Origin of the sequence: Aphanizomenon sp. CS-733/32, from assembly GCF_028330045.1 — a bacterium.
GTDB classification, from domain to species: Bacteria; Cyanobacteriota; Cyanobacteriia; order Cyanobacteriales; family Nostocaceae; genus Dolichospermum; species Dolichospermum gracile.
In genome coordinates this window covers 1-21,791 of the sequence record NZ_JAQMSE010000036.1, presented here as the reverse complement: position 1 = coordinate 21,791, position 21,791 = coordinate 1, and the positions used below count along the sequence as shown (strand labels likewise).

The 21,791-nt window shown below is 36.7% G+C and carries 25 protein-coding genes, 2 pseudogenes and 1 CRISPR repeat array; of the genes and pseudogenes, 14 read left to right on the top strand and 13 right to left on the bottom strand.

Annotation, left to right across the window (positions count from 1 at the left end; all coding sequences use genetic code 11):
• Nucleotides 1–554 precede the first annotated feature (554 nt).
• From PN471_RS03455 to c2c8, 11 genes and pseudogenes are all read left to right on the top strand, one after another.
• Nucleotides 555–1,715, top strand: a complete 1,161-nt coding sequence (locus tag PN471_RS03455; RefSeq protein WP_271775671.1) for a hypothetical protein — start codon at nt 555–557, stop codon at nt 1,713–1,715.
• Nucleotides 1,716–1,746: 31 nt separating this feature from the next.
• The gene (gene hypF / locus PN471_RS03450) at nt 1,747–4,098 is read left to right on the top strand and encodes a carbamoyltransferase HypF (RefSeq protein ID WP_271775670.1); all 2,352 of its coding nucleotides are present in this window, start codon (nt 1,747–1,749) and stop codon (nt 4,096–4,098) included.
• Nucleotides 4,099–4,156: 58 nt separating this feature from the next.
• A complete protein-coding gene (locus PN471_RS03445) occupies nt 4,157–4,402 on the top strand; it encodes a HypC/HybG/HupF family hydrogenase formation chaperone (RefSeq protein ID WP_271775669.1) in 246 nt (81 codons plus the stop codon).
• Nucleotides 4,403–4,526: 124 nt separating this feature from the next.
• Nucleotides 4,527–5,678: a hydrogenase formation protein HypD gene (gene hypD / locus PN471_RS03440; protein WP_271775668.1), complete on the top strand. Its 1,152-nt coding sequence runs from the start codon at nt 4,527–4,529 to the stop codon at nt 5,676–5,678.
• Between the two features lie 24 nt (nt 5,679–5,702).
• On the top strand, nt 5,703–5,918 hold the full coding sequence (locus tag PN471_RS03435) for a tautomerase family protein (RefSeq protein ID WP_271775667.1): 216 nt from the start codon (nt 5,703–5,705) through the stop codon (nt 5,916–5,918).
• 67 nt (nt 5,919–5,985) lie between these two features.
• A complete protein-coding gene (gene hypE, locus PN471_RS03430; protein WP_271775666.1) occupies nt 5,986–7,080 on the top strand; it encodes a hydrogenase expression/formation protein HypE in 1,095 nt (364 codons plus the stop codon).
• 177 nt (nt 7,081–7,257) lie between these two features.
• Nucleotides 7,258–7,521, top strand: coding sequence for a type II toxin-antitoxin system Phd/YefM family antitoxin (locus tag PN471_RS03425; RefSeq protein WP_137909070.1), 264 nt, complete (start codon nt 7,258–7,260; stop codon nt 7,519–7,521).
• Nucleotides 7,493–7,840 (top strand): type II toxin-antitoxin system RelE family toxin, encoded by a 348-nt coding sequence (locus PN471_RS03420; RefSeq protein WP_231395417.1) that lies wholly within the window; start codon nt 7,493–7,495, stop codon nt 7,838–7,840. The genes PN471_RS03425 and PN471_RS03420 overlap by 29 nt, the downstream gene beginning before the upstream one ends.
• A 113-nt stretch (nt 7,841–7,953) precedes the next feature.
• Nucleotides 7,954–8,283, top strand: a complete 330-nt coding sequence (hypA, locus tag PN471_RS03415) for a hydrogenase maturation nickel metallochaperone HypA (protein ID WP_271775677.1) — start codon at nt 7,954–7,956, stop codon at nt 8,281–8,283.
• Between the two features lie 2 nt (nt 8,284–8,285).
• Nucleotides 8,286–9,095: a hydrogenase nickel incorporation protein HypB gene (gene hypB / locus PN471_RS03410; RefSeq protein WP_271775665.1), complete on the top strand. Its 810-nt coding sequence runs from the start codon at nt 8,286–8,288 to the stop codon at nt 9,093–9,095.
• 279 nt (nt 9,096–9,374) lie between these two features.
• Nucleotides 9,375–10,706: pseudogene (gene c2c8 / locus PN471_RS23400) on the top strand (type V CRISPR-associated protein C2c8); the annotation flags it as partial.
• A gap of 414 nt (nt 10,707–11,120) precedes the next feature.
• Nucleotides 11,121–12,540: direct repeats of the CRISPR family, unit length 37 nt; unit sequence GGTGAAATTAGCTTTGAGTAATCAGGTTAATTGCAAG.
• Nucleotides 12,541–12,599: 59 nt separating this feature from the next.
• Here c2c8 and PN471_RS23395 read toward each other — a convergent pair.
• Both PN471_RS23395 and PN471_RS03405 read right to left on the bottom strand, forming a co-directional pair.
• Nucleotides 12,600–12,860 (bottom strand): annotated as a pseudogene (locus PN471_RS23395) (type II toxin-antitoxin system VapC family toxin); the annotation flags it as partial.
• A 35-nt stretch (nt 12,861–12,895) separates the two neighbouring features.
• On the bottom strand, nt 12,896–13,132 hold the full coding sequence (locus PN471_RS03405) for a type II toxin-antitoxin system Phd/YefM family antitoxin (RefSeq protein WP_028083571.1): 237 nt from the start codon (nt 13,130–13,132) through the stop codon (nt 12,896–12,898).
• A 249-nt stretch (nt 13,133–13,381) separates the two neighbouring features.
• On the opposite strand from PN471_RS03405, the gene PN471_RS03400 reads away from it, so the two are divergent.
• Complete coding sequence (locus PN471_RS03400; RefSeq protein ID WP_051289527.1) at nt 13,382–13,654, top strand: hypothetical protein; 273 nt, start codon at nt 13,382–13,384, stop codon at nt 13,652–13,654.
• A 78-nt stretch (nt 13,655–13,732) separates the two neighbouring features.
• On the opposite strand, the gene PN471_RS03395 is transcribed toward PN471_RS03400, so the two are convergent.
• The 7 genes from PN471_RS03395 to PN471_RS03365 all read right to left on the bottom strand — a co-directional run bounded on the left by PN471_RS03395 (nt 13,733) and on the right by PN471_RS03365 (nt 17,301).
• Nucleotides 13,733–14,341, bottom strand: coding sequence for a class I SAM-dependent methyltransferase (locus PN471_RS03395; RefSeq protein WP_271775664.1), 609 nt, complete (start codon nt 14,339–14,341; stop codon nt 13,733–13,735).
• Between the two features lie 102 nt (nt 14,342–14,443).
• Complete coding sequence (locus PN471_RS03390; RefSeq protein WP_271775663.1) at nt 14,444–14,815, bottom strand: hypothetical protein; 372 nt, start codon at nt 14,813–14,815, stop codon at nt 14,444–14,446.
• Nucleotides 14,808–15,806, bottom strand: coding sequence for an LLM class flavin-dependent oxidoreductase (locus PN471_RS03385; RefSeq protein ID WP_271775662.1), 999 nt, complete (start codon nt 15,804–15,806; stop codon nt 14,808–14,810). The genes PN471_RS03390 and PN471_RS03385 overlap by 8 nt, the downstream gene beginning before the upstream one ends.
• An 18-nt stretch (nt 15,807–15,824) precedes the next feature.
• Nucleotides 15,825–16,160, bottom strand: coding sequence for a hypothetical protein (locus PN471_RS03380; protein WP_271775661.1), 336 nt, complete (start codon nt 16,158–16,160; stop codon nt 15,825–15,827).
• Between the two features lie 97 nt (nt 16,161–16,257).
• Nucleotides 16,258–16,569 carry a hypothetical protein gene (locus PN471_RS03375; protein WP_193895990.1) on the bottom strand — a complete coding sequence of 104 codons (312 nt, stop codon included), beginning with the start codon at nt 16,567–16,569 and terminating at the stop codon, nt 16,258–16,260.
• A 2-nt stretch (nt 16,570–16,571) separates the two neighbouring features.
• On the bottom strand, nt 16,572–16,835 hold the full coding sequence (locus PN471_RS03370; RefSeq protein ID WP_015079389.1) for a hypothetical protein: 264 nt from the start codon (nt 16,833–16,835) through the stop codon (nt 16,572–16,574).
• A 37-nt stretch (nt 16,836–16,872) separates the two neighbouring features.
• The gene (locus tag PN471_RS03365; protein WP_193895992.1) at nt 16,873–17,301 is read right to left on the bottom strand and encodes a hypothetical protein; all 429 of its coding nucleotides are present in this window, start codon (nt 17,299–17,301) and stop codon (nt 16,873–16,875) included.
• Nucleotides 17,302–17,661: 360 nt separating this feature from the next.
• Between PN471_RS03365 and PN471_RS03360 the strand changes: the two genes are divergently transcribed.
• Complete coding sequence (locus PN471_RS03360; RefSeq protein WP_193895994.1) at nt 17,662–17,835, top strand: hypothetical protein; 174 nt, start codon at nt 17,662–17,664, stop codon at nt 17,833–17,835.
• 233 nt (nt 17,836–18,068) lie between these two features.
• Here the strand turns inward: PN471_RS03360 and lipB are convergent, their stop codons facing one another.
• The gene (lipB, locus tag PN471_RS03355; RefSeq protein ID WP_271775660.1) at nt 18,069–18,755 is read right to left on the bottom strand and encodes a lipoyl(octanoyl) transferase LipB; all 687 of its coding nucleotides are present in this window, start codon (nt 18,753–18,755) and stop codon (nt 18,069–18,071) included.
• 607 nt (nt 18,756–19,362) lie between these two features.
• Between lipB and hpf the strand changes: the two genes are divergently transcribed.
• A complete protein-coding gene (gene hpf, locus PN471_RS03350) occupies nt 19,363–19,998 on the top strand; it encodes a ribosome hibernation-promoting factor, HPF/YfiA family (RefSeq protein WP_193895997.1) in 636 nt (211 codons plus the stop codon).
• A 48-nt stretch (nt 19,999–20,046) separates the two neighbouring features.
• On the opposite strand, the gene PN471_RS03345 is transcribed toward hpf, so the two are convergent.
• From PN471_RS03345 to PN471_RS03335, 3 genes are all read right to left on the bottom strand, one after another.
• On the bottom strand, nt 20,047–20,505 hold the full coding sequence (locus PN471_RS03345) for a peroxiredoxin (RefSeq protein ID WP_271775659.1): 459 nt from the start codon (nt 20,503–20,505) through the stop codon (nt 20,047–20,049).
• A 24-nt stretch (nt 20,506–20,529) separates the two neighbouring features.
• Complete coding sequence (locus tag PN471_RS03340) at nt 20,530–21,159, bottom strand: PEP-CTERM sorting domain-containing protein (RefSeq protein WP_271775658.1); 630 nt, start codon at nt 21,157–21,159, stop codon at nt 20,530–20,532.
• 20 nt (nt 21,160–21,179) lie between these two features.
• Nucleotides 21,180–21,791: M10 family metallopeptidase C-terminal domain-containing protein (locus PN471_RS03335; RefSeq protein ID WP_442867126.1), on the bottom strand; the 612-nt coding region annotated here is incomplete at its 5' end.

Here is a 21,791-nt window from a genome sequence, read left to right as displayed (position 1 = left end):
GGGTTAAGTGACAGCGCAACCCAACCCTCATGTTACCTGAGTTCGGTGTTAGGAGTTCAGAGACGCTACGCGAACGGAGTTATGATTTTTTCAACGAGATCATCAGGGTTTGAGACTCATACTTGGGGCAGTTTTCCACAAATTATCTTATGTCGAACTCAGGTTCATGTTGGTTTTCAAGCTAACATAATTGCCGTTAAGTAGGTTAGCCTTGAAAATCGTCGTTATGGCAAGGCAAGAGGCAATAGTGAAGAGGGTTTGGGGGATTTTACTTTTCCTTACACAGATTGGTTTTATTGTGTTCACCTACTTATGCAAAAATATGTGAACGAAGGATGGATTTTATCGTTTAACTTTTCGGTAAATTCCAGATATAAGGAAAAATATCATCTAACTAAATTAACTCCGCAACGAAGAAATTATACAGGTTTAAAAAATTGTCATTGTTTTAACAGAAACTTTGCGACTAATGCAGGAAATTGATAGAACTATTCCAGATTTACCACTAGAGTAAAAACTGGGATAATTAATAAATATTACTTCCTGAAACCACATTGCAAACACAAGATATCCCCTGCTTAGGTCTCTCCCCTCATGGTGCAAAAATAATATTAGGAAACAATATTACACCAGAACAATTAGTAATTCCCCTTGCACCTACTCCTACAACAATGTTTGGACCCCGTGCAGCTTGTTTATTATCACCAACAGGACCATTATGGGTAGCAGATACAGGACATCATCGTTTATTAGGGTGGCGAAATCTACCCACAAAAGATCATCAACCTGCGGACTGGATAATAGGACAACCTGACTTTTATACTGAAGGACAAAACGCCAAAGGTACACCAGGAAAATCTACATTTAGCGTTCCTACAGGTATTTGTAAATGTGCTAATGGTTTAGCTGTTGCTGATGCTTGGAATCATCGCATTTTGATCTGGTATAATATTCCTACAGATAGTCATGTTCCCGCAGATTTAGTGTTAGGACAAACAAATTTTATTGATAATTTACCTAACCGGGGAAGTCAACAACCTGCGGCAAATACCCTACATTGGCCTTATGGTATTTTCTATTATCAAGGTAAGTTATTTGTCGCTGATACCGGAAATCGTCGGTTATTAATTTGGAATCAATTACCCACAGAAAATGGACAACCTGCGGATATAGTTTTGGGACAACCAGATATGATATCTCGTAATGAAAATGGGGGTGGTTCTCCCACTGCTGCTAGTATGCGTTGGTGTCATGATATCACCCTTTGGGATGATAATTTAGTTGTTGCTGATGCAGGTAATAACCGGGTAATGATTTGGGAAGGAATACCAACAGAAAATAATACTGCTTGTGCGGTGGTTTTAGGACAAAAAAACTTCAATTTTGTGGAATTAAATCAAGGGGTTTATTTTCCTAGTGCTAGTAGTCTAAGTATGCCTTATGGGGTAGATATTTGGAGAGATTATTTAATAGTTGCTGACACGGCTAATTCGCGTCTATTAGGATGGAAAAAACGAGAATCTATTCTATTATTACAGGGTGCGGGTGCTGATGTTGTCATTGGACAAGATAACTTTACAAATAAAAGTGAAAATCGCAATTTTGGACTAGCAACAAGACAAAGTTTAAATTGGTGTTATGGAGTTAAGGTTTGTGGTGAGAATGCGGTAGTTGCTGATTCTGGGAACAATCGTGTTTTGATTTGGAAGTTTTGATTATCTCTCGCAGAGTCGCAGAGGAGGAAGAATGAGAATAGAGGAAATTAGGGTTTGTGGGACTGTACAAGGTGTGGGTTTTCGTCCTAATGTTTATCGTTTAGCTAATATGTTAGGTTTGAAAGGTGAGGTTTTTAATGATGGTGAAGGGGTGTTAATTCGTGTTTCTGGTAGTGAGGAAATAATCACGGAGTTTGTGAATAAATTATATCAAGAATGTCCTCCTTTGGCAAGAATTACCGAGTTAATTAGGAGTCAATATTTGGGTGAGTTTGATTTTGATAATTTTGTGATTTCTCGCAGTATTAATAGTGTGGTAAAGACGGAAATTTCTCCTGACGCTGCCACTTGTAATCAATGTCAAAAGGATATTTTCGATCCTTTTAGTCGTTATTTTCGTTATCCTTTTACTAATTGTACTCATTGTGGACCAAGGCTGAGTATTATTCGGGCTATTCCTTACGATAGAAATAATACTAGTATGGTGAATTTTTCAATATGTCAGGAATGTGAAAGGGAATATGAAGATGTGGAAAATCGTCGTTTTCATGCTCAACCTGTGGCTTGTTTTGTATGCGGACCGCGTGCATGGTTAGAAAGGGCTGACGGTAAACCTGTGATATCTGATATGTTTTCCATGTTAGATGATGTGGATGCTGTTTGCACTTTATTACAAAAGGGTGAAGTTGTTGCTATTAAGGGTTTAGGAGGTTTTCATTTAGCTTGTGATGCAACTTTAGAAAATGCAGTTATAAAACTCAGAAATCGTAAAGTTCGTTATCATAAACCTTTGGCTTTAATGGCAAGAGATATAAATATTATTTCTGAATATTGCTATATTAATGATTTAGAGAAAGAATTATTAACAAGTCCAGCAGCACCAATAGTTTTATTAAATATTAAAGATAACCATAAATTAGCATCTGACCTAGCACCAGGACAAAATACCCTGGGTTTTCTGTTACCTTATACACCATTACATCATTTAATTCTCAGAAGAATGAAAGTACCAATAGTTTTAACTAGTGGTAATATTTCTAATGAACCACAATGTATAAATAATGAAGATGCTAAAGATAAATTATCGAAAATAGCTGATTATTTTCTATTACATAATCGTGATATTGTTAATAGAGTAGATGATTCTGTAGTGCGAGTTATTGATAATCAAATTCAAACTCTCAGACGCGCTAGAGGATATGCACCTGCACCAATTATTTTACCACCGGGATTTGAAAAAATACCGCCTCTTTTAGCCATGGGTAGTGAGTTGAAAAATACCTTTTGTTTATTAAGAGAAGGTGAGGCGATTTTATCACAACATTTAGGAGATTTAGAAAATGCGTCCGCGTTTAATGCTTATCAAGAAACATTGAATTTATATCTAAATTTGTTTGAACATAAACCAGAAATAATTGCTATTGATAAACATCCAGAATACTTATCATCTAAACTTGGTAAACAACTAGCAACGGTTAATCATATTAAATTAGCAGAAATTCAACATCATCATGCCCATATAGCCGCTTGTATGGCAGAAAACCAAATTTCTTTAGATACAAAACCGATTTTAGGAATAGCCTTTGATGGTTTAGGATATGGAGAAGATGGTACATTATGGGGTGGAGAATTTTTATTAGCAGATTATCAAAGTTTTCAAAGATTAGCAACATTTAAAACTATGCCCATGATAGGAGGAAAACAGGCAATTTATCAACCTTGGAGAAATACCTATTCTCAATTAATTAATGCTTTTAGTTGGCACGAAATACAAGAAAAATATAGTGATTTAAAAATTATCAAATTTTTAGAAACTAAAAACCCTAAACTACTCAACCAAATCATAGAAAAAGGTATTAATTCACCCTTAACATCATCAGTAGGAAGATTATTTGATGCAGTTGCAGCCGCAATAGGTATTTGTCCAGAACAATGCAGCTATGAAGGACAAGCAGCCATAGAAATGGAAGCAATAGCTGATACCAATATTTTAAAGAATAATAAAGAAACTCTAAATTATTCCTTTAAATTGCAAAAATCAGCTAATATCTATTATATAGATACATCCCCGACATGGCGAGAAATTCTGAATGATATAAAACAGCACATTTTATCATCAGAAATAGCCGCAAAATTTCATAAAAGTTTAGCTGTTGCTATTGGAACAATTGTTAAACGACTTAGACAAGAACATCAATTTAATCAAGTAGCATTAACAGGAGGCGTATTTCAGAACCAAGTTTTATTACAAGAGGTAAAAATGCAATTAGAAAAATTAGAAATTAATGTATTAACTCATAGTATAGTACCGACAAATGATGGAGGATTATCACTAGGACAAAGTGTAATTGCAGCCGCTAAATACTTAAGAGAAACGCTATAAAAACCTCCGTTGTCTCTGCGCCTCTGCGTGAGATAAATCTTAAAAAAGGAAAACTAAAATGTGTTTAGGAATACCCGGACAAATAACAGAAATAACCAACAGAGAACACAAACTAGCTATAGTTAATATTGGAGGAGTCAAAAGACAAATAAATATAGCCTGTATAGTTGACGAACAACACCCACCAGAAGCTTGTATAGGAGATTGGGTATTAGTTCACGTTGGTTTCGCCATGAACAGAATCAACGAACAAGAAGCCGCAGAAACATTACAATTATTGGAAGAAATAGCCGCCTTGCACTAAAGTACAAGGCTAATAGCAAAAGTCCGTTAAAACGGACTGGAAAAACAAAATGATGACATTCTAGCTAATCAATTTATGTTTTGTGAAGTAATTAATCTAATATCTAAAAAAGATTAAAATTGATATGAAATATGTAGATGAATTTCGCAACCCAGAAAAAGCCCAAGCCTTACAAAAAGAAATCGAAAAACTCAGCCAACAAATAGACAGACATTTAAAAATAATGGAAGTATGTGGAGGACATACCCATGCGATTTTTAAATATGGAATCGAAGAAATATTACCCGATAATATAGAATTAATTCATGGTCCTGGTTGTCCAGTTTGCGTCATGCCTAAAGGGAGAATAGATGATGCGATCGCCCTCTGTCAACTACCCAACATCATATTTACCACATTTGGCGACGCAATGCGTGTACCTGGTGCAAAAACCAGCTTATTGCAAGCCAAAGCCCAAGGTGCGGATATTCGCATGGTTTACTCACCTTTAGATAGTCTGAAAATAGCCAAAGAAAACCCCCATAAAGAAATAGTTTTCTTCGGTTTAGGCTTTGAAACCACAGCCCCCAGCACTGCTTTTACCATTCTCCAAGCAGCCACAGAAAATATTACTAATTTCAGTATGTTTTCTAATCATGTGTTAGTAATTCCTGCTTTACAAGCATTATTAAATAATCCTGATTTACAACTTGATGGTTTTGTTGGTCCTGGTCATGTAAGTATGGTCATAGGAACAGAACCTTATGAATTTATTGCCCAAGAATATCATAAACCAATTGTTATTTCTGGATTTGAACCATTAGATATTTTTCAATCTATTTGGATGTTGTTAAAACAAATAGTAGAAAATCGTTGTCAAGTTGAAAATCAATATAATCGTTTAGTAGAAACTAGAGGAAATCAAAACGCATTAACAGCCATGAATCAAGTTTTTACAGTGCGGGAAAAATTTGCATGGCGAGGTTTAGGAGAAATACCCAATTCCGGTTTCAAAATTCGCCCAGAATATGCCCAATTTGATGCTGAAGTTAAGTTTACAATTCCGAATTTAAAAATAGCAGATCATAAAGCTTGTCAATGTGGAGAAATTCTCAAAGGAGTTTTAAAACCTTGGCAATGTCAAGTATTTGGAACAGCTTGCACACCAGAAACACCCATAGGAACTTGTATGGTTTCTTCCGAAGGTGCTTGTGCAGCATATTACAAATATGGGCGACTTTCAACTATGGCTAAACGAGATAAATCAGGTGTATCGCCCCAACCACTATCAATCTAAATTGCACAATTTGAGGAAAATGATATGCCTTTTGTTACTGTCCAAATTGGTAAAGGTCACTCCATAGAAAAAAAGCGGAAATTAGTCAAAGCTGTAACTGATGCTTTAGTTACTGCTTTAGGAACAAAACCCGAATGGATAACCGTACATATTGACGAATTTGAACGGGAAGATTGGGCAGTTGGTGGCATTTTACATTACGATAAACATAATGGTAGACATGGAGAAACAGGTAAGTAATTAATTAAAATGACAGGTATATTGCCTGTCATACAAGAAAAAATTATACTTATAAAGCAATTTTAAAATGCCAATTAACCCTAATCAAAATTTACTCTTTCAAAAAATCGAACAAGTCCGTCGTCGTGCAGGAAAAGTGAGAGATACTCATATTAATTTATCTCATGGTAGTGGTGGTAAAGCCATGAGAGATTTAATCGCCGATATCTTTGTTAAAAGTTTTGATAATCCCATTTTATCCCAATTAGAAGACCAAGCCACATTTGATTTAGCCAGTCTTTCCCAACATGGAAACAGATTAGCATTTACCACAGATTCCTATGTAGTAGACCCCTTATTTTTCCCAGGTTCAGACATAGGAGAATTAGCCATAAATGGCACAATTAACGATTTAGCTGTGAGTGGTGCGAAACCTTTATATCTCACCTGTAGCATGATTTTAGAAGAAGGTTTACCAGTAGAAACCTTACTCCGTGTAGTTGCCAGTATGCAGAAAGCAGCCCAAAAAGCCGGAGTGCAAATAGTCACAGGAGACACAAAAGTTGTGAATCGTGGTTGTGCTGACAAACTATTTATTAATACTACTGGAATTGGCATAATTCCCCCAAACATTGATATTTCTCCGCGCTATATTCAACCAGGAGACATGGTAATTATCAACGGAGAAATTGGAAATCATGGCACAGCAATATTAATTGCCAGAGGAGAATTAGCATTAGAAACAAATATAGAAAGCGACTGTCAACCATTACATGAATTAGTCGCTGAAATTATTAAAGTTTGCCCCCAAATTCACGCCATGCGAGACGCAACCAGAGGAGGTTTAGCCACAGTATTAAACGAATTTGCCCTTACCGCAAACGTCGGCATACGCATTAATGAAAACGCAATTCCTATTCGAGAAGAAGTAAATGGAGTATGTGAAATCTTAGGTTTAGAACCCTTATATTTAGCCAATGAAGGAAAATTAGTCATAGTTGCACCTCCAGAAAAAGCCGATTTGATTTTAGCAACAATGAAAAACCACCCCACAGGAAAACAAGCCTCTATTATAGGTGAAATCATCCCCCACCCACCAGGAATAGTCCTTTTAAAAACCGCCTTTGGTGCAGAAAGAATCATAGATATGCTAGTAGGTGATCAACTGCCCAGAATATGTTAAAATCTATAGTAGGTTGGGTTGACGAAGGAAACCCAACACTTCCGACATTTTTGCGGTTTTGTTGGGTTGCGCTGTCGCTTAACCCAACCTACAAATTCTATCATCAACACAGAAGTCGGGTATCTTGTGCATGAATTAGTGATATAATCATACACAATACTTATTTGTTACCAGAATATGTTAAAACACCTCACAATTACAGAAGCACAACAGCAAATTTTACATTTGCCAGATGATGTACAACAAGAGCCAATAATTATTACCAAACATGGTAAACCAGTTATGGCGGCTATTAGTTTTGAGCAATATGAATCTTTATTAGAAACTTTAGCAATTTTATTTGATCAAGAATTTAACCAACAATTACAAGAAAGTATAGCTCAAGCACACAGGGGAGAAACTATTAGTTGGCATGATGCAAAACTCAAACTCGGACTTTGAAAAACCACAAACTGATAATATTGAATTTGAAATTCAGTTAACGCCTTTAGCATTGGAGATGTTAACAAATATTAAAGATAAACGTCACCAAAAAGCTCTAATTTCACGAATTGATAAACTAAAAATAGAACCTGAAAAGCAGGGAAAACCTTTAACTGGACAACTAATAAATTATCGTAGTCTTAGGGCTGTAGGGCAACGCTACCGTATAGTTTATCAAGTGGAAAATGATAAGGTAGTTGTTTTAGTAGTTGGCATAGGTTTAAGAAAGGAAGGTAATAAGGAAGATATTTATAATCTCTTACAAAAATTATTATAGCAGTTCCCATGCTCGTGAGATACAAAGTTTTTTAGTTTTAGGGAACAGGAAATAAATTGATGTGTACTTCATTATACTCCAAATTGTCTGTAACGGCTCAACTGTCACCTAATATGCACGAACTCGGAATCACCCAAAACATCATTGCCATAGTCACTGAAAATGCCCAAGGTAAAAAAGTCCAAAGAGTATTATTAGAAGTTGGTAAATTATCGGCTATTATGCCAGATGCCATTAAATTTTGTTTTGATATTTGCGCCCAAGGTACAATAGTTGAAGGGGCAATATTAGAAATTTTGGAAATACCAGGAATGGCTAAATGTCGTGAATGTGGTACAAATTTTTATGTGGAAAAACCTTTTGGTATTTGTGAATGTGGTAGTATTAAATTAGATATCATAACAGGTGAAGAATTGAAAATTAAAGAAATTGAAGTGGAGTAATTATGTGTGTAAATTGCGGTTGTGCCGACGATAATCAAGCGACAATTACAAATATGGAAAATGAACATCATCATACTCATACTTTAGCAGATGGAACTGTAATTACTCATTCTCATCATCATGAAGAAACAACCCAAATTCATGCTCAAATCCATAATACAACCATATCTTTAGAACAAGAAATATTAGGTAAAAATAACCTATTAGCTGCCCAAAATCGCGGCTGGTTTAAAGGTAGAAATATTCTGGCTTTAAATTTAATGAGTTCTCCCGGTGCAGGTAAAACTACTTTATTAACTCGGACTATTAATGATTTAAAAGATAAATTAACTATTAGTGTGATTGAAGGTGATCAAGAAACTACAAATGATGCTGAAAAAATTAAATCCACTGGTTGTCAAGTGGTACAAATTAACACGGGTACGGGTTGTCATTTAGATGCTTCCATGATAGAAAAAGGGCTGCAAGAATTGAATCCGCCGTTAAATTCTGTGGTGATGATTGAAAATGTCGGAAATTTGGTTTGTCCGGCTTTGTTTGACTTGGGAGAAGCGGCTAAGGTGGTAATTTTATCGGTAACGGAAGGGGAAGATAAACCCATTAAATACCCTTATATGTTTCGCAGTAGTGATATTATGATTTTAACGAAAATTGATTTATTACCTTATATCAATTTTGATGTTCAGCGTTGTATTGAATATGCTAAACAGGTGAATCCAAATATGCAAGTTTTCCAAGTTTCTGCTACTACTGGGGAAGGTTTGGAAGATTGGTATGGGTTTTTGTTTAGTAAGGTTGTGGTTTCTGTTTAATTGCAATTTTCTTTTGATAAACTAATCAAAACTTGGGCTAGTTTACGCTAGTAAGCTGTTTTGCATTTAATTTACACAGGATTAAGCAAGGGAGCAATATGCTCCCATGACATTAATTTTTATAAAAATTTGACGTTTTTACATTATTCAATTTAGTAGCAGGTTAGCTGATCATATATAATATGGGTATAATTAAGACTACCCAATCTAGTTCTGTCATAATTACCATAAATTCACAACTGTAAGTACGATGTGGGCGATCGCACAAGCATATTTTATATGAAAACCCTGGAATTTAAAATCTATCCGACTCTTGCACAGTCACAGACAATTGATAAATGGCTGGATAAACTCAAGTGGGTATGGAACACGGGCTTATCACTGAAATTAGCAGGAAGACAGAAATATTATAGGGAGAAAGAAATAGGTGATCAAGTCATTCCCGATGGTGTGGTTTTACAGTGGAAATGGCGAAAGGTCGTTACTGATGATAAGAAAGGTAAGTCTACCGAGAAATGGGAGAAAGTGCGATTAGTCGGTACAGGTGTGATTAGACCCAAGAATGGTTATCCCTATTGCGAGATTAGGCAACATTTGAATATTGAGGACCCTGATAAATATGGACAATGTGAATTTTATAGAAGTGATAAAATTCCCGACTTCATGGCAGATGTTCCCACTAAATTTAAGGCGGGAGTAATTGATTCTTTAAAGAAATCATGGAAAGCCTATGTTACCCCAAAACACCCCGGTAGAAAGCCAAAATTCAAAGGGAGAAATGATAAAATCAAGTCGCTTGTCAACCTCAATGCTGGTGGTAAATCCAAAAAACTAAAACCGGAAAAAATACCAGGTTCAAATAATGGTTATGTCCAGTTCCCCAAGCTTGGTAAAATTCGGGTTAAGGGGTTATTTGATAGATATGATTGGCAGGAATGGGGAGCAGCCAGGATAATTAAAGAACCATCTGGTTATTACCTTCATGTATGTGTTGATATTCCCAATAAACCATTACCAAAATCTGATAAATCAGTGGGAATTGACCCTGGTTTACTATCAGTTATTACCACAGATCAAGGTAGAGAAGTTGCACCGCCTAAACTATTTAGAAAGCAGCAAGCTAAGCTAAGACGTTTACAGCGTAAAGCATCTAGGCAAAAGAAGGGAGGATGTAATCAGAAGAAAACCTATCAAAAAATAGCATTGCACCACGAAAAAATTCGCCGCAGCCGCAACGCATTTAATCATAAGCTATCTACCAAAGTTGTCCGCGAGTATTCTGGTATTGTGATGGAAGACATAAAAATACAAAATCTTAATCGCAAGCCCAAAGCTAAAAAGCGTGAGGATGGCAATGGCTATGAACAGAATGGAGCAAAACGTAAAGCTGGTTTAAACAAAAGTTTTGCTGATTCGGCACTGGGTGATTTAATCAGTAAAATTGAAACAAAGTGTCAAGATACTGATAGAGAGTTTGTAAAAGTTGCGGCTCACTACACTACGGTTGACTGTTCAAATTGTGGTGCTAAAATAAAGAAAGCCTTGAGTCAAAGAACTCATCGCTGTACAGAATGTGGCCACACTGAGGGACGTGATTCTAATGCAGCAAAGAATATTTTACTCAAGGGCAAAAAACAATTACAAACAGTGTACCGCGCTTGGGCGTGGGAACATGGGGAAACCCGAAAGCCTGACTCTGAGTGTGAAACGCACTGTCATCAGGAAGGTGTGCAAGCACCACCGGAGGATGAACATTCCTCCCAATTAACCCTTGTAAGAACCCCCGCAAAGGGAACTCAGCGCGGAAGGGGGGATGTAAAAACCTCTACTCCTGCAAAAACAACCTCAAAGCTAGACACCGTAAGCGATCCGAACCTTGACAATAAGCCAGATACCCGCGCACCTTGCACATCAAGCATTTCACCGAATTCAGTGGAAAATAAAATTCCCAAAACTAAGAAAAACAAGAGATCCGCGCAATCATCATCTGAAAGCTTTACACAGCTTACTATCTGGGATACGGCAGGTGAAATTAGCTTTGAGTAATCAGGTTAATTGCAAGTACAATTGCATAAATACCAGGTAATGTTATATCTAGGTGAAATTAGCTTTGAGTAATCAGGTTAATTGCAAGAAACCTACATGAACTTTAATTATTGGCTTCTTCTCGGTGAAATTAGCTTTGAGTAATCAGGTTAATTGCAAGCTGCATAACGGGAGGATTCAAAAGCTCTTAATGGGTGAAATTAGCTTTGAGTAATCAGGTTAATTGCAAGAAGAGGGCTGCGGCTTATGATGCAGATCAGGAAGCGATCGCGCGGTGAAATTAGCTTTGAGTAATCAGGTTAATTGCAAGGCCTCTAATTGCATTAGCACCAACTCTGAATGTGCGAGGTGGTGAAATTAGCTTTGAGTAATCAGGTTAATTGCAAGTGTTTTTCATCTGCTCAAAACACTCAGAACAAGCTGGTGAAATTAGCTTTGAGTAATCAGGTTAATTGCAAGTCGGTAACGTCAGCATCACTTCGCTGGGAGGGAATAGGGACGGTGAAATTAGCTTTGAGTAATCAGGTTAATTGCAAGAGGAAAGATACTAAGTTTAGACAAGAAGTTCTTTACAGGTGAAATTAGCTTTGAGTAATCAGGTTAATTGCAAGAACTTAGCAAATGGAGATGTTGCTCCTACTAATTGGGTGAAATTAGCTTTGAGTAATCAGGTTAATTGCAAGTTTAGCCCGTATCCGTGCTATACTATTAGTATAGGGTGAAATTAGCTTTGAGTAATCAGGTTAATTGCAAGTATGAGTCTGAAGCAGATGAGCTTTTAGTGGGTGGGTGAAATTAGCTTTGAGTAATCAGGTTAATTGCAAGATATATCCTTGCATTAGTAGAGTTATACGGAACAGGTGAAATTAGCTTTGAGTAATCAGGTTAATTGCAAGTTTCTATCACTGGCCAGCCGTTGCCAGTTTCGGTGAAATTAGCTTTGAGTAATCAGGTTAATTGCAAGTCAATCCTTTGGCTAATAATCAAAACCCACAAATAAAAGGTGAAATTAGCTTTGAGTAATCAGGTTAATTGCAAGCGAAAGCCGCAAAACCATCTTTCTGGAAGCTCAAGGTGAAATTAGCTTTGAGTAATCAGGTTAATTGCAAGAATCGTAGCAAGCGATCGCCGCAGCAACCGCAGAAAGGTGAAATTAGCTTTGAGTAATCAGGTTAATTGCAAGAATCTTATCCAATTACTAATGTTGGTACTTTGGGTAGGTGAAATTAGCTTTGAGTAATCAGGTTAATTGCAAGATTCGACTATCTTGAATCCGGCAAAATACAAGGGGGGTGAAATTAGCTTTGAGTAATCAGGTTAATTGCAAGAGCTTCCTTTAGTCCAACACATCCAAAAATAGGGGGTGAAATTAGCTTTGAGTAATCAGGTTAATTGCAAGACCAGAGACAAATTATTAATACTACACACAGCTAAATGCAAAGCATCTAAAGTTCTTAAAGGCAGATCAAACCTGGATATCCAGTCTCTAGCTAAACGGTAATGTTGATTTTCCAATAAAACAAGACCATACAAACCTTCATTAAGATGATTTTCAAACAATTCTGTAATCCGTCTAGCGTCATTTTGGGAAATTTCACCCATTCTTACCCTACGAGATAAGGCAGAAAATAATTCCACCTCAACTAATTGACTAATGATCGGTTTATCTTCTTGTTTTTGTAATAGTTGTTCAACAACAGCACTTAATTTTTCAGGCACATAATAAGGAACAATGGCGCTAGTATCTAAATAAATCAATATCTTTCGTTCTCTCTTTCTTCTAATATCGTGGTACTCATTGAACTTCCTTTTAAAACTATGGATTTTCTAAAATCGTTTAAACTAGGAAATACTTTTTTTACCTGTTGGGGAGGAAGAAGACGAGCAATTTCTTTGCCTTCTTTCATCAGAATAAATTGCTCACCTTTAGCGACTTGTTCTAGAAGTTTATATAAATTTTGAGTAGCTTCTTCAATTGTAATCTGAGTCATAAGGTTCTCAATATTTTACAAATTTTCTTTAATTATATAACAGAAATAGATGTTTTGTAAATATATTCTATTAGCTATTTAGGGAAACTAGATCCCCATACCCTGGTAGGTTTGCCCAGTAATAGCAATCTCCATATTTCTGACATTACCAGAAAGAGCTATATCACACTCACCAGGTTCAAGAATTAGCCATCCCTTTGACCAAATTATACCGGTCACGCGAAGGATGTAGGTTATGAACTCTTGCAAATGTTATCTAATATTTTCGATGAACCAGTTGATAAAAGAAATCTTAAATCTGTTCTTGAACGACAGGGAAATGTAAATATTTTTTTAGGTGATAAAAGTATTAATCAAAATATAATTGGTTGTATGAATATTGGTTCTAAACCTCCTAAGAGAAAGTTAGATAAAAAGAGAGTTGAAAAAATCGAAAAATTACGGGAATTAGGTTTAACTGATCAAAAAATTGTAGAAATATTAGAATTACCCTTAGAGGTCGTTCAAGAGGTGGAAGTTTAAACTTGTGATATTAAATCTACTAACTATCTAACATAAGAAAATCGTGCGTTACGCTGTCGCTAACGCACCCTACGAAGATTATTTTTGAAAAATAGTTAATAATACAAACCCTAATAAGGGATAATGACCTACACAATTTAAACCGGCATTATTCCCCATTTCTTCTCTTTGTTTTTGGCTATAAAATCTAACTGCTGTATGAGAATGGGGTGTAATTTGACATGATGATGAGTTGTTAAAAGTAATGTCCACTAAATAAAATTTACCACCGGGAGAAAGTACCCTTGCTACTTCTTTTAAAACCTGGTCTGGTTGGGGATAATGCAAAAAACTGATAGTATTAAAAACCGCATTAAATTGTCCTTCAGCAAAGGGGAGATTTTCGGCATTACCTTCAAGGTAAATTAAGCGGGGACGGTGGCGGTTATTTTGCCTCGCTACCCGCAACATTTGCGGAGATAAATCTAAACCTGTGCCTGTAATTTCTGGAAACTGATTTGCTAATCTATTTAATAATCTACCTGTTCCACAACCTAAATCAAGTACATTGGCATTTGCTGATAATTCAACTTGGGAAAGTAATCTTTTATGAATTGCTTGATAAATAAAAGAAGGAAATGTCCAATCATAACTATTTGCCCAACGATCAAATAGTGCTTTTTTGTTATTAATCATGTTGTTAATCATGGCTGGTATATTGTATTTATTTGATTATAACAAGATAGATCCCCGACTTCTTCAAGAAGTCGGGGATCTGGTGATTTTAGTGATTAAAATATAATTTAGGACTTACAACCAATCTCGATAGGCGGAAATTTCGGTTACTCCAATTTCAAAGGGTGATCCTTTTCCAAAAGGAGGATAAACGCGAATTTTGGCATTTTTAGTCAATCTTTCTAGTCTATTTCCCAATTGGGGAATATTGCTGACTATGTGCCAATAAGCAACTATATCGGGACAGTCTACAATTAACATCAAAGTCGTCTTATCTGTAGTCATGTACCACTGACAATTAGATAGTAATACTTGGGTAATGCGATCGCACGCATAGAAAAAGCATCTACCTATAGATTGTTCCAACTCCAAATGGAGAATACCATCCTCTTTTATCACCTTTGCAGGAGGTAAATCATCGGGAGGAAGCAAAGAAAGTTTAGACATAATTCCGCACCTCTTGATTGTAGCGTTGCAAACTTTCTCGATTTTTTTGTAAAGAAAAAGATGAGGGTTTTAACGCTAGTGTGCTGACATTTAATTCGTCCTGAAATTTCTTGATTTTGTCACGACAACCGTTAACATCACCGATAATTGAATTCTCAATCAAATAGTCTTCATCGAAACAAATATTTGTCCGATCAAATGCTGGTTGTTGAGGACTTTTCTGCATTACTTGAGTTGAGTTAGCCGTCATTTCTTTGCTGAAGTGGCGAATAAAAGGCAATGCTTCATTTACCGCTTCATTATGAGTTTTACCCACAAAAAAGAACCGCGCTAACAGGAACTTTTCTGCACCACTGGAATTAAATTCCCGATACTTATTGACTGTCTTCCGCAATCTTTCTAAAGAAAAAGGCGGACCACCCATTAAACCGAAGGAATTTTCAGCAGCATAAGCGATCGCATCATCGTCACCACTAGCAACATAGATGGGAATTGGTTTTTGCAATGGTTGGGGATGAATTGTGAGATTTTCACATTGATAATATTCACCATTAAATGATACGTCAGTCTCATATAACAGCTTTTGAATCAATGCTACTGACTCTAACATTCTGGTGCGAGATTCCTGGGTTGTCACCCCAAAATGTTTATTTTGCTGCGGAAATGGACCACCTTTAGCTACTCCAAAAGCCAGCCTCCCACTACAAAGATTATCCAAAGTAGCAATATCTTCTGCAACGCGGATTGGCTGATAAAATGGCAATAATACCGCCGCAGTTCCTAGACGAATTTGTGAAGTTACACCCGCTAAATGTGCCAATAATAATAGAATTGAAGGACTGAGATTGAACTCATTAAAATGATGTTCTGTTACCCAAGCCTCTTCAAAACCTAAATTCTCCGCCTCTTTTACCAATAAAACTTGCTCAAAGATAGTGCGTCTAGCATCTTGGTGATGATTTTCGTAATTGCAGAAAAGTCCTGTTTTCATTGTTGACCAAATATTAGATTAGGCTGCGACTAATTGCAACTCCAACCATAATCGAGGTTCAGACTGTTTTAACTTCGACATAGGGTCACGTAGCAATCGTTTAGCATTAAGAAAAACTACTTGAATTAACCCCATATTTTCGGCTAATTCTCTGAGGATTTCTTTTTGAGATTGAATACAGGGCATTATGTCTTCTCGACAATAAATTCCTATATATTGAAACCGTTTTGCAGGTCGTCCCCAAAAACAAGTAATAACTTTCACATGACAGCCTTCTAAGAGTTCTCCCACGGCTGGGTAATAGTCATTTACGACTCTAAGAAATTCTTGGGATAGGATGTCTTCAGTAATCATCTGACTGATTTTTCTGTAACTTCCATAACTCTATTGATTATAACATATAATAAATAAGATCCCCGACTTCTTTAAGAAGTCGGGGATCTGAAACCTTTTATCGAGAATTGCGTTCTGCTACTAAAACATCAGCAATAATATCTGGTAGACTTTTCAAATCGGTATATCCTTCTGAACCAGAAATTGGGGAAATAAAAGTATAGTTAGGGTCACAAACTCCTGTGTCATAAACCTGCATAAACCATCTATCAGGTAATCCCTCTACACCCAATTCTACAATGTACCAACTCTCACCCATTAACCGAGAATTAATCACTGTAAACCAATCTCTATAATCATCACCAATATTCCAATCTGCCAAAAGAAATTCTAATGATATTTTTCCGGCATCAGTTGCAGTCAATAACATTATTACTCCTGAGTGACAACTTGATTAGAAACTTCAGGATATAAACCTAATTCTTTTGCTAGTTGTTTAGCCACAAAAAATAGAAATTGCGCTCCATCTTGATTACCTTGATGGGCAAACATTGTGGCTACTTGTAACATTGCTTGCACTAATCCAGAATCAATTAATTCCGGTTGTGCTTCCAAAACTTCTGGTTCTTGACCATTAGGACATTGGAGAAGTTCATCAATTAAATTAAAATACTGTGTTTGGCGTTCGTCTGTCATGATAATTTAGTTTATGGTGAATGATTAATTGGCAAAATTACTGTTCGATGCTTTGTTGCCACATTCTTTCCAACATGGCAATGTGTTCTTTTAATACAGCAGCACGGTAGACAAGATATCTGTCATAAGCGATAATTCCCACACCAATACAAATTGGTGTCACCAAAAATAACCATTGCAAAATTGTGACTAATTTATATTTTTTTGCAGCAATTTTTAGTTGATGTAGAAAATTATTGTCAGATAATTTGACCTTGACTAAAGGTGTCTGAGTCTTGATAATTTTTGTTTGGGGAACTAATTGAGGAGATGCTATATTTATTTTCGGCAATTCACAGGATAAATTCTGTGTTTTAACGAACTCTCTATGTTGTTCCCAAACTATAGCAAATACTACTACCCCTGGAGAAATTAATGCTAAAGTTACCAAACTTACGGTCAGCACATTTAAAAGTTTGACTTTCATATTTTTCTCCATTACCAGGTATCAACTACCTAAAAAGAAAATTTATATTAGTAGGTTTATTTTTCGCACCTTTTTTTATTCAAAAATATGCTGATCAAAAATCTTCTCAAAAAACAAAATCCTGTCCTTTGGTATTGAGTAATACGGACAGTATTAAGATAACTTTTGAGAGATATAGAAGGTAAGAAGTCCCCCCTAATTCGTCAGACTTTCATCTTAGGAACTTCGGGGGGTAGAGGGGAATCTCTGCGTAAATCCTATATCGTTTATATCAGTTGCCCCTTTAGTCCCAATTTTAAGTGAGTTCAATTAATATTATTAAGATGATTACGACAATACTCACAGTCTGTCATCCTGACTGTGCCAGCATTAAAAAAAATATTTGGTGTGGGGGTGCTAGTATTTTTTGAGTGGGGTACTAGCATTTTTGAGGAAGGGGACGGGGTATTTTGTACTCAAAGCCAAATTAATATCGGCTATTGGTTTGAGATATTTATTAGGGAAGATTCACAAGTACAAACTGTACTCAAATGACAGGATCTCATGACAAGGCTAGACCTAAGATATCTTGAATAACTCAGAAACAAAATTAAGATATTCTAAGAAAGTTAGAACAGTATTATTTTCAACACAAACAAAGTTTTTTGCAATTAAAATAGTCAGGTATTTATGGATAGAGATAATTTAGATGCGTTTCCTCTGGGGTTGGGGTGAATAAATTTCATAGTGTTACTGATGAATCGTTTTTGGGCGCAGGCCCTACCCCCCTACTTTCTGAATTTTGGATGGTCAGAATTTACTAGGGTTACGTCAAATACTTCTGCAAAACATTGATTTATAGAATCACGGACTTGGTTACAGCTAATGTCGGGAAGCCATGTCGCTAAACTGCTAACTGGTTTATCAATAATGCCACAGGGAATAATTTGTTTAAATCCTGTCATATCTGGACAAACATTTAAGGAAAAGCCGTGCATGGTAATCCACTTGCTCACTTTTATGCCGATTGCAGCAATTTTGTATCCTTCTAGCCAAACTCCGGTAAAACCAGGAATCCGTTCTCCTTTCAAGTCGTAATTTGCTAAAACGCGAATTAATACCTCCTCAAGTTGACGCAAGTACCAGTGGAGGTCTTGACGGTAATGACGCAAGTTTAAAATGGGATAACCTACCAATTGTCCTGGACAATGATATGTGACTTCGCCACCTCTTTCAATGCGATGCACATCATAAGCACTTTTGTCAAGATTAAATTTAATAAATTCTGGGTTTGCTCCTGTCCCCAAGGTGTAAACAGGGGGATGTTCTAGTAAAATTAGGACATCATCTAGTTCTGGGTTGTGAATGCGCTCTGCAACTAGCGATCGCTGCCACTGATGAGCAGTTTCATAAGGCATTACGTCAACATTATATAGTAAACAACGGTACGGAGTTAATTGAGTGCTAGGAATCATCAGTGAATAGGTAATAAGCAAGAAAGAGGCAAGAGGTAAGACACCCGATCCCTATCATTTCCCAAAATATAACGAACAAATGTCAAGCTATGCAAAGGATCTTAAAGGAACGTCAAGGGAATATACTTTGGAACCCACAAGGTGCTAATTTGAATATATAACCTGAATGGATGTTGGGAGGAGAGCATTAAGCTAAGACAATACCAACTAATTTACTGACTGATGGCAACTTAAAAATTTATTTGTATCAATCAGGATCAAATTTCCCAAAAGGGTTGTATTCTCTATACAATAGTAAACAAGACTGGGGGACAAAAAAGGCGAGGACTCCTATTTTGGTAAAGTTCCATAGAAGTAAGCGTTTAAAAGAACCATATCTCAAGAAGCCTAATTCAATAGTTTTGCTTAAATAGCCAATTGCTTAACAACCAGTTGGAAACAAGACGACAAATAAGCGCGAACTTGAAGATGCAAGAAGTGTTAAAAATGCTAAAAGGCAATGTCTTAGGAATAGGTGACGATTTGTACTGGTGGCAGTGATAGGCCTTACCGCAATTTCTATTCCTAACTGAAAACATCACATATAATATTGAGCGGGAGAGTTTACATGAAGCTTGTCATCCACGGTAAAAATATTGAAATCACTGATGCAATTCGTGAATATGTGCATCAAAAGATTGAAAAAGCAGTTAGTCACTTCCAGAACATCACCAATCAAGTGGATGTCCATTTGAGCGTAGCCCGCAATCCCCGAATAAGTACAAAGCAAGCGGCAGAAGTGACTATTTATGCTAATGGTAGTGTTATCCGTGCGGAGGAAAGCAGCGAAAGCTTATATGCAAGTATTGACCTAGTTGCAGATAAAATTGCTCGGCAATTACGGAAATATAAGGAAAAAAGGCAGGATCATCAAACTCAACCTATATCAACTAACGAAGTAGTAGCACCAGAAACCGTAGCAGCGGATCTAATAGGCGATCGCACCGCTGAATTACCCGAAGAGGTGGTTCGCACTAAATACTTCTCCATGCCTCCCATGACAGTAGCAGAAGCGCAGGAACAACTGCAATTGGTGGGTCATGACTTTTATATGTTTCATAATGCCGAAACAGGTGAGATTAACGTCATTTATGAACGTAATCACGGCGGTTATGGAGTCATTCAACCCCGCAATAACGGTAATGGCAACGGCAAGAATGGCAAATCGGCTAATGCTGGTGTAGCAGAAAAATCTAAAGTTTAATTGTCGAGAGTTAGATCCCCGACTTCTTAGAGAAGTCGGGGATCTTATTTACGCTGCTAGTTGTTGCAGGGTTTTTAATGCCTCTTCAACATGACCTTTAAAGTTCAACATGGAATCAAATACATATTGAACTACACCGTTTTGATCAATGAGGTATGTAACTCGGCCGGGAATGAAACCAAAGGCGGTAGTTGCGCCATATTGTTTTCGGACTTTATCACCTTGATCACTTAGAAGTGTAAAAGGTAAATTGTATTTATTTGCAAACCTTTGATGAGATTCCCTAGAGTCACCACTCACACCAACAACTTCAGCACCAGCGGCTTGAAACACTTCATATTGATCTCGAAAAGCGCAAGATTCTACAGTACATCCTGGTGTATCATCCTTGGGATAGAAATAGAGGACAACGGATTTTTGACCCCGAAAGTCTGCCAGACTGACGTTTTTGCCATTTTGGTCACGTAAACTAAAATCAGGCGCGGTATCTCCAACTTTGATAGACATATTAAAATTATTAATTAGGGAGTGTCAAGATTTAGAATTGCCAGTGTATTTACGTTTAGCCCAAACACCAATACCAAAAAGAATTGTACTACCTAATATTGGTAGGGTATCAGTTTCCCAAGGAACAGCCTGAATTTGAGCATTACTTAGGGTGAGAGTTGATTGACCTGTTGAATCAGCAACGTCAACAACTCCAATACCAATATTATAACTTCCCGGTGAAGTGAAGGCATAACTATAAGTACCATTATTACCAGTTAAGGGTTGAATATTATTGGCAATCGTTACAAAAGCTTGATCTTGATCTGTGCTTGTGAAATTCCAGTTGAAGCTAAATACATCTCCAGAATTAATGTTACTAAAGGTACTTTTAATGGCTGAACCATAATAATTGTTTGGGATAGCATTTTCCAAATCGCTCGCATCTATACCTATAAACTCCTCGAAACTACTAGTACCACCACCAGTACTAACCGTATTCGATGAACCTGATTGAATAACTGTTTTGTTACTACTAACATCTCCAATGGAAGTAAATGTACTTAAATCAACTAAGGTGATAGAGTAAGCAGGAGCAGAGATTGACATGGAAGTGATACCAGTGGACAAGGTGATACCGATGGTGATCAGAGGGTTTTTAAATTGAGTCAACATAGAGATCCTGATAGAAAATGTTAAAACACAAAATTGTTGACGTTGTTTAACTGGGTGGTAGTGATATTATCAACCTGAAGGAAGTTCTTAAATATGGCACTACCTGAAGTACCATCCCGGTCAATTTGCAAAAAGGTACTACCGATATTACTGCCAGTTCCCGCTACAAATCTGATGTATTTATCCGCCATAGGATTAGTGCCATTATAACTGATACTACCGAGTAATTGAGTAAGGACAATTTTATCTGTTCCCACCGTAAAATCCGTAATCCGTTGTCCCACATGTCGAAGATCGGTAAATACGAACAAATCATTACCCGCACCTCCGGTAATGGTTTTCGCCCCCGGACCGCCTATAATATAGTCAGAACCAGCAGTTCCTACAATTGGGTTACGACCACTGTTAATTGAGGGATTACCAGTAATTTCGTTAAGATCATTGACGTTAATAGTTAATTGTTTTTCGTAACTTAACCCCCCTTGGTCTGTGGTTTTGACACGGATGCTGTAACTATTCTTAGTTTCAAAGTCGGGAGAAGCATTAATTTTTAGTTGATTGCTACTAATGCTAAAGACATTATTATCCGTGTCTCCCACACCACTGATCAGAGTATAGGTGAAGGTATTACC

What these genes read in the sequence shown, in the direction of transcription:
- hypF (WP_271775670.1), top strand. Translation starts at nt 1,747, where the DNA reads ATGAGAATAGAGGAAATTAGGGTTTGTGGGACTGTACAAGGTGTGGGT.
- PN471_RS03445 (WP_271775669.1), top strand. Translation starts at nt 4,157, where the DNA reads ATGTGTTTAGGAATACCCGGACAAATAACAGAAATAACCAACAGAGAA.
- hypD (WP_271775668.1), top strand. Translation starts at nt 4,527, where the DNA reads ATGAAATATGTAGATGAATTTCGCAACCCAGAAAAAGCCCAAGCCTTA.
- PN471_RS03435 (WP_271775667.1), top strand. Translation starts at nt 5,703, where the DNA reads ATGCCTTTTGTTACTGTCCAAATTGGTAAAGGTCACTCCATAGAAAAA.
- hypE (WP_271775666.1), top strand. Translation starts at nt 5,986, where the DNA reads ATGCCAATTAACCCTAATCAAAATTTACTCTTTCAAAAAATCGAACAA.
- PN471_RS03425 (WP_137909070.1), top strand. Translation starts at nt 7,258, where the DNA reads ATGTTAAAACACCTCACAATTACAGAAGCACAACAGCAAATTTTACAT.
- PN471_RS03420 (WP_231395417.1), top strand. Translation starts at nt 7,493, where the DNA reads ATGATGCAAAACTCAAACTCGGACTTTGAAAAACCACAAACTGATAAT.
- hypA (WP_271775677.1), top strand. Translation starts at nt 7,954, where the DNA reads ATGCACGAACTCGGAATCACCCAAAACATCATTGCCATAGTCACTGAA.
- hypB (WP_271775665.1), top strand. Translation starts at nt 8,286, where the DNA reads ATGTGTGTAAATTGCGGTTGTGCCGACGATAATCAAGCGACAATTACA.
- PN471_RS03405 (WP_028083571.1), bottom strand. Translation starts at nt 13,132, where the DNA reads ATGACTCAGATTACAATTGAAGAAGCTACTCAAAATTTATATAAACTT.
- PN471_RS03400 (WP_051289527.1), top strand. Translation starts at nt 13,382, where the DNA reads ATGTTATCTAATATTTTCGATGAACCAGTTGATAAAAGAAATCTTAAA.
- PN471_RS03395 (WP_271775664.1), bottom strand. Translation starts at nt 14,341, where the DNA reads ATGATTAACAACATGATTAATAACAAAAAAGCACTATTTGATCGTTGG.
- PN471_RS03390 (WP_271775663.1), bottom strand. Translation starts at nt 14,815, where the DNA reads ATGTCTAAACTTTCTTTGCTTCCTCCCGATGATTTACCTCCTGCAAAG.
- PN471_RS03385 (WP_271775662.1), bottom strand. Translation starts at nt 15,806, where the DNA reads ATGAAAACAGGACTTTTCTGCAATTACGAAAATCATCACCAAGATGCT.
- PN471_RS03380 (WP_271775661.1), bottom strand. Translation starts at nt 16,160, where the DNA reads ATGATTACTGAAGACATCCTATCCCAAGAATTTCTTAGAGTCGTAAAT.
- PN471_RS03375 (WP_193895990.1), bottom strand. Translation starts at nt 16,569, where the DNA reads ATGTTATTGACTGCAACTGATGCCGGAAAAATATCATTAGAATTTCTT.
- PN471_RS03370 (WP_015079389.1), bottom strand. Translation starts at nt 16,835, where the DNA reads ATGACAGACGAACGCCAAACACAGTATTTTAATTTAATTGATGAACTT.
- PN471_RS03365 (WP_193895992.1), bottom strand. Translation starts at nt 17,301, where the DNA reads ATGAAAGTCAAACTTTTAAATGTGCTGACCGTAAGTTTGGTAACTTTA.
- lipB (WP_271775660.1), bottom strand. Translation starts at nt 18,755, where the DNA reads ATGATTCCTAGCACTCAATTAACTCCGTACCGTTGTTTACTATATAAT.
- hpf (WP_193895997.1), top strand. Translation starts at nt 19,363, where the DNA reads ATGAAGCTTGTCATCCACGGTAAAAATATTGAAATCACTGATGCAATT.
- PN471_RS03345 (WP_271775659.1), bottom strand. Translation starts at nt 20,505, where the DNA reads ATGTCTATCAAAGTTGGAGATACCGCGCCTGATTTTAGTTTACGTGAC.
- PN471_RS03340 (WP_271775658.1), bottom strand. Translation starts at nt 21,159, where the DNA reads ATGTTGACTCAATTTAAAAACCCTCTGATCACCATCGGTATCACCTTG.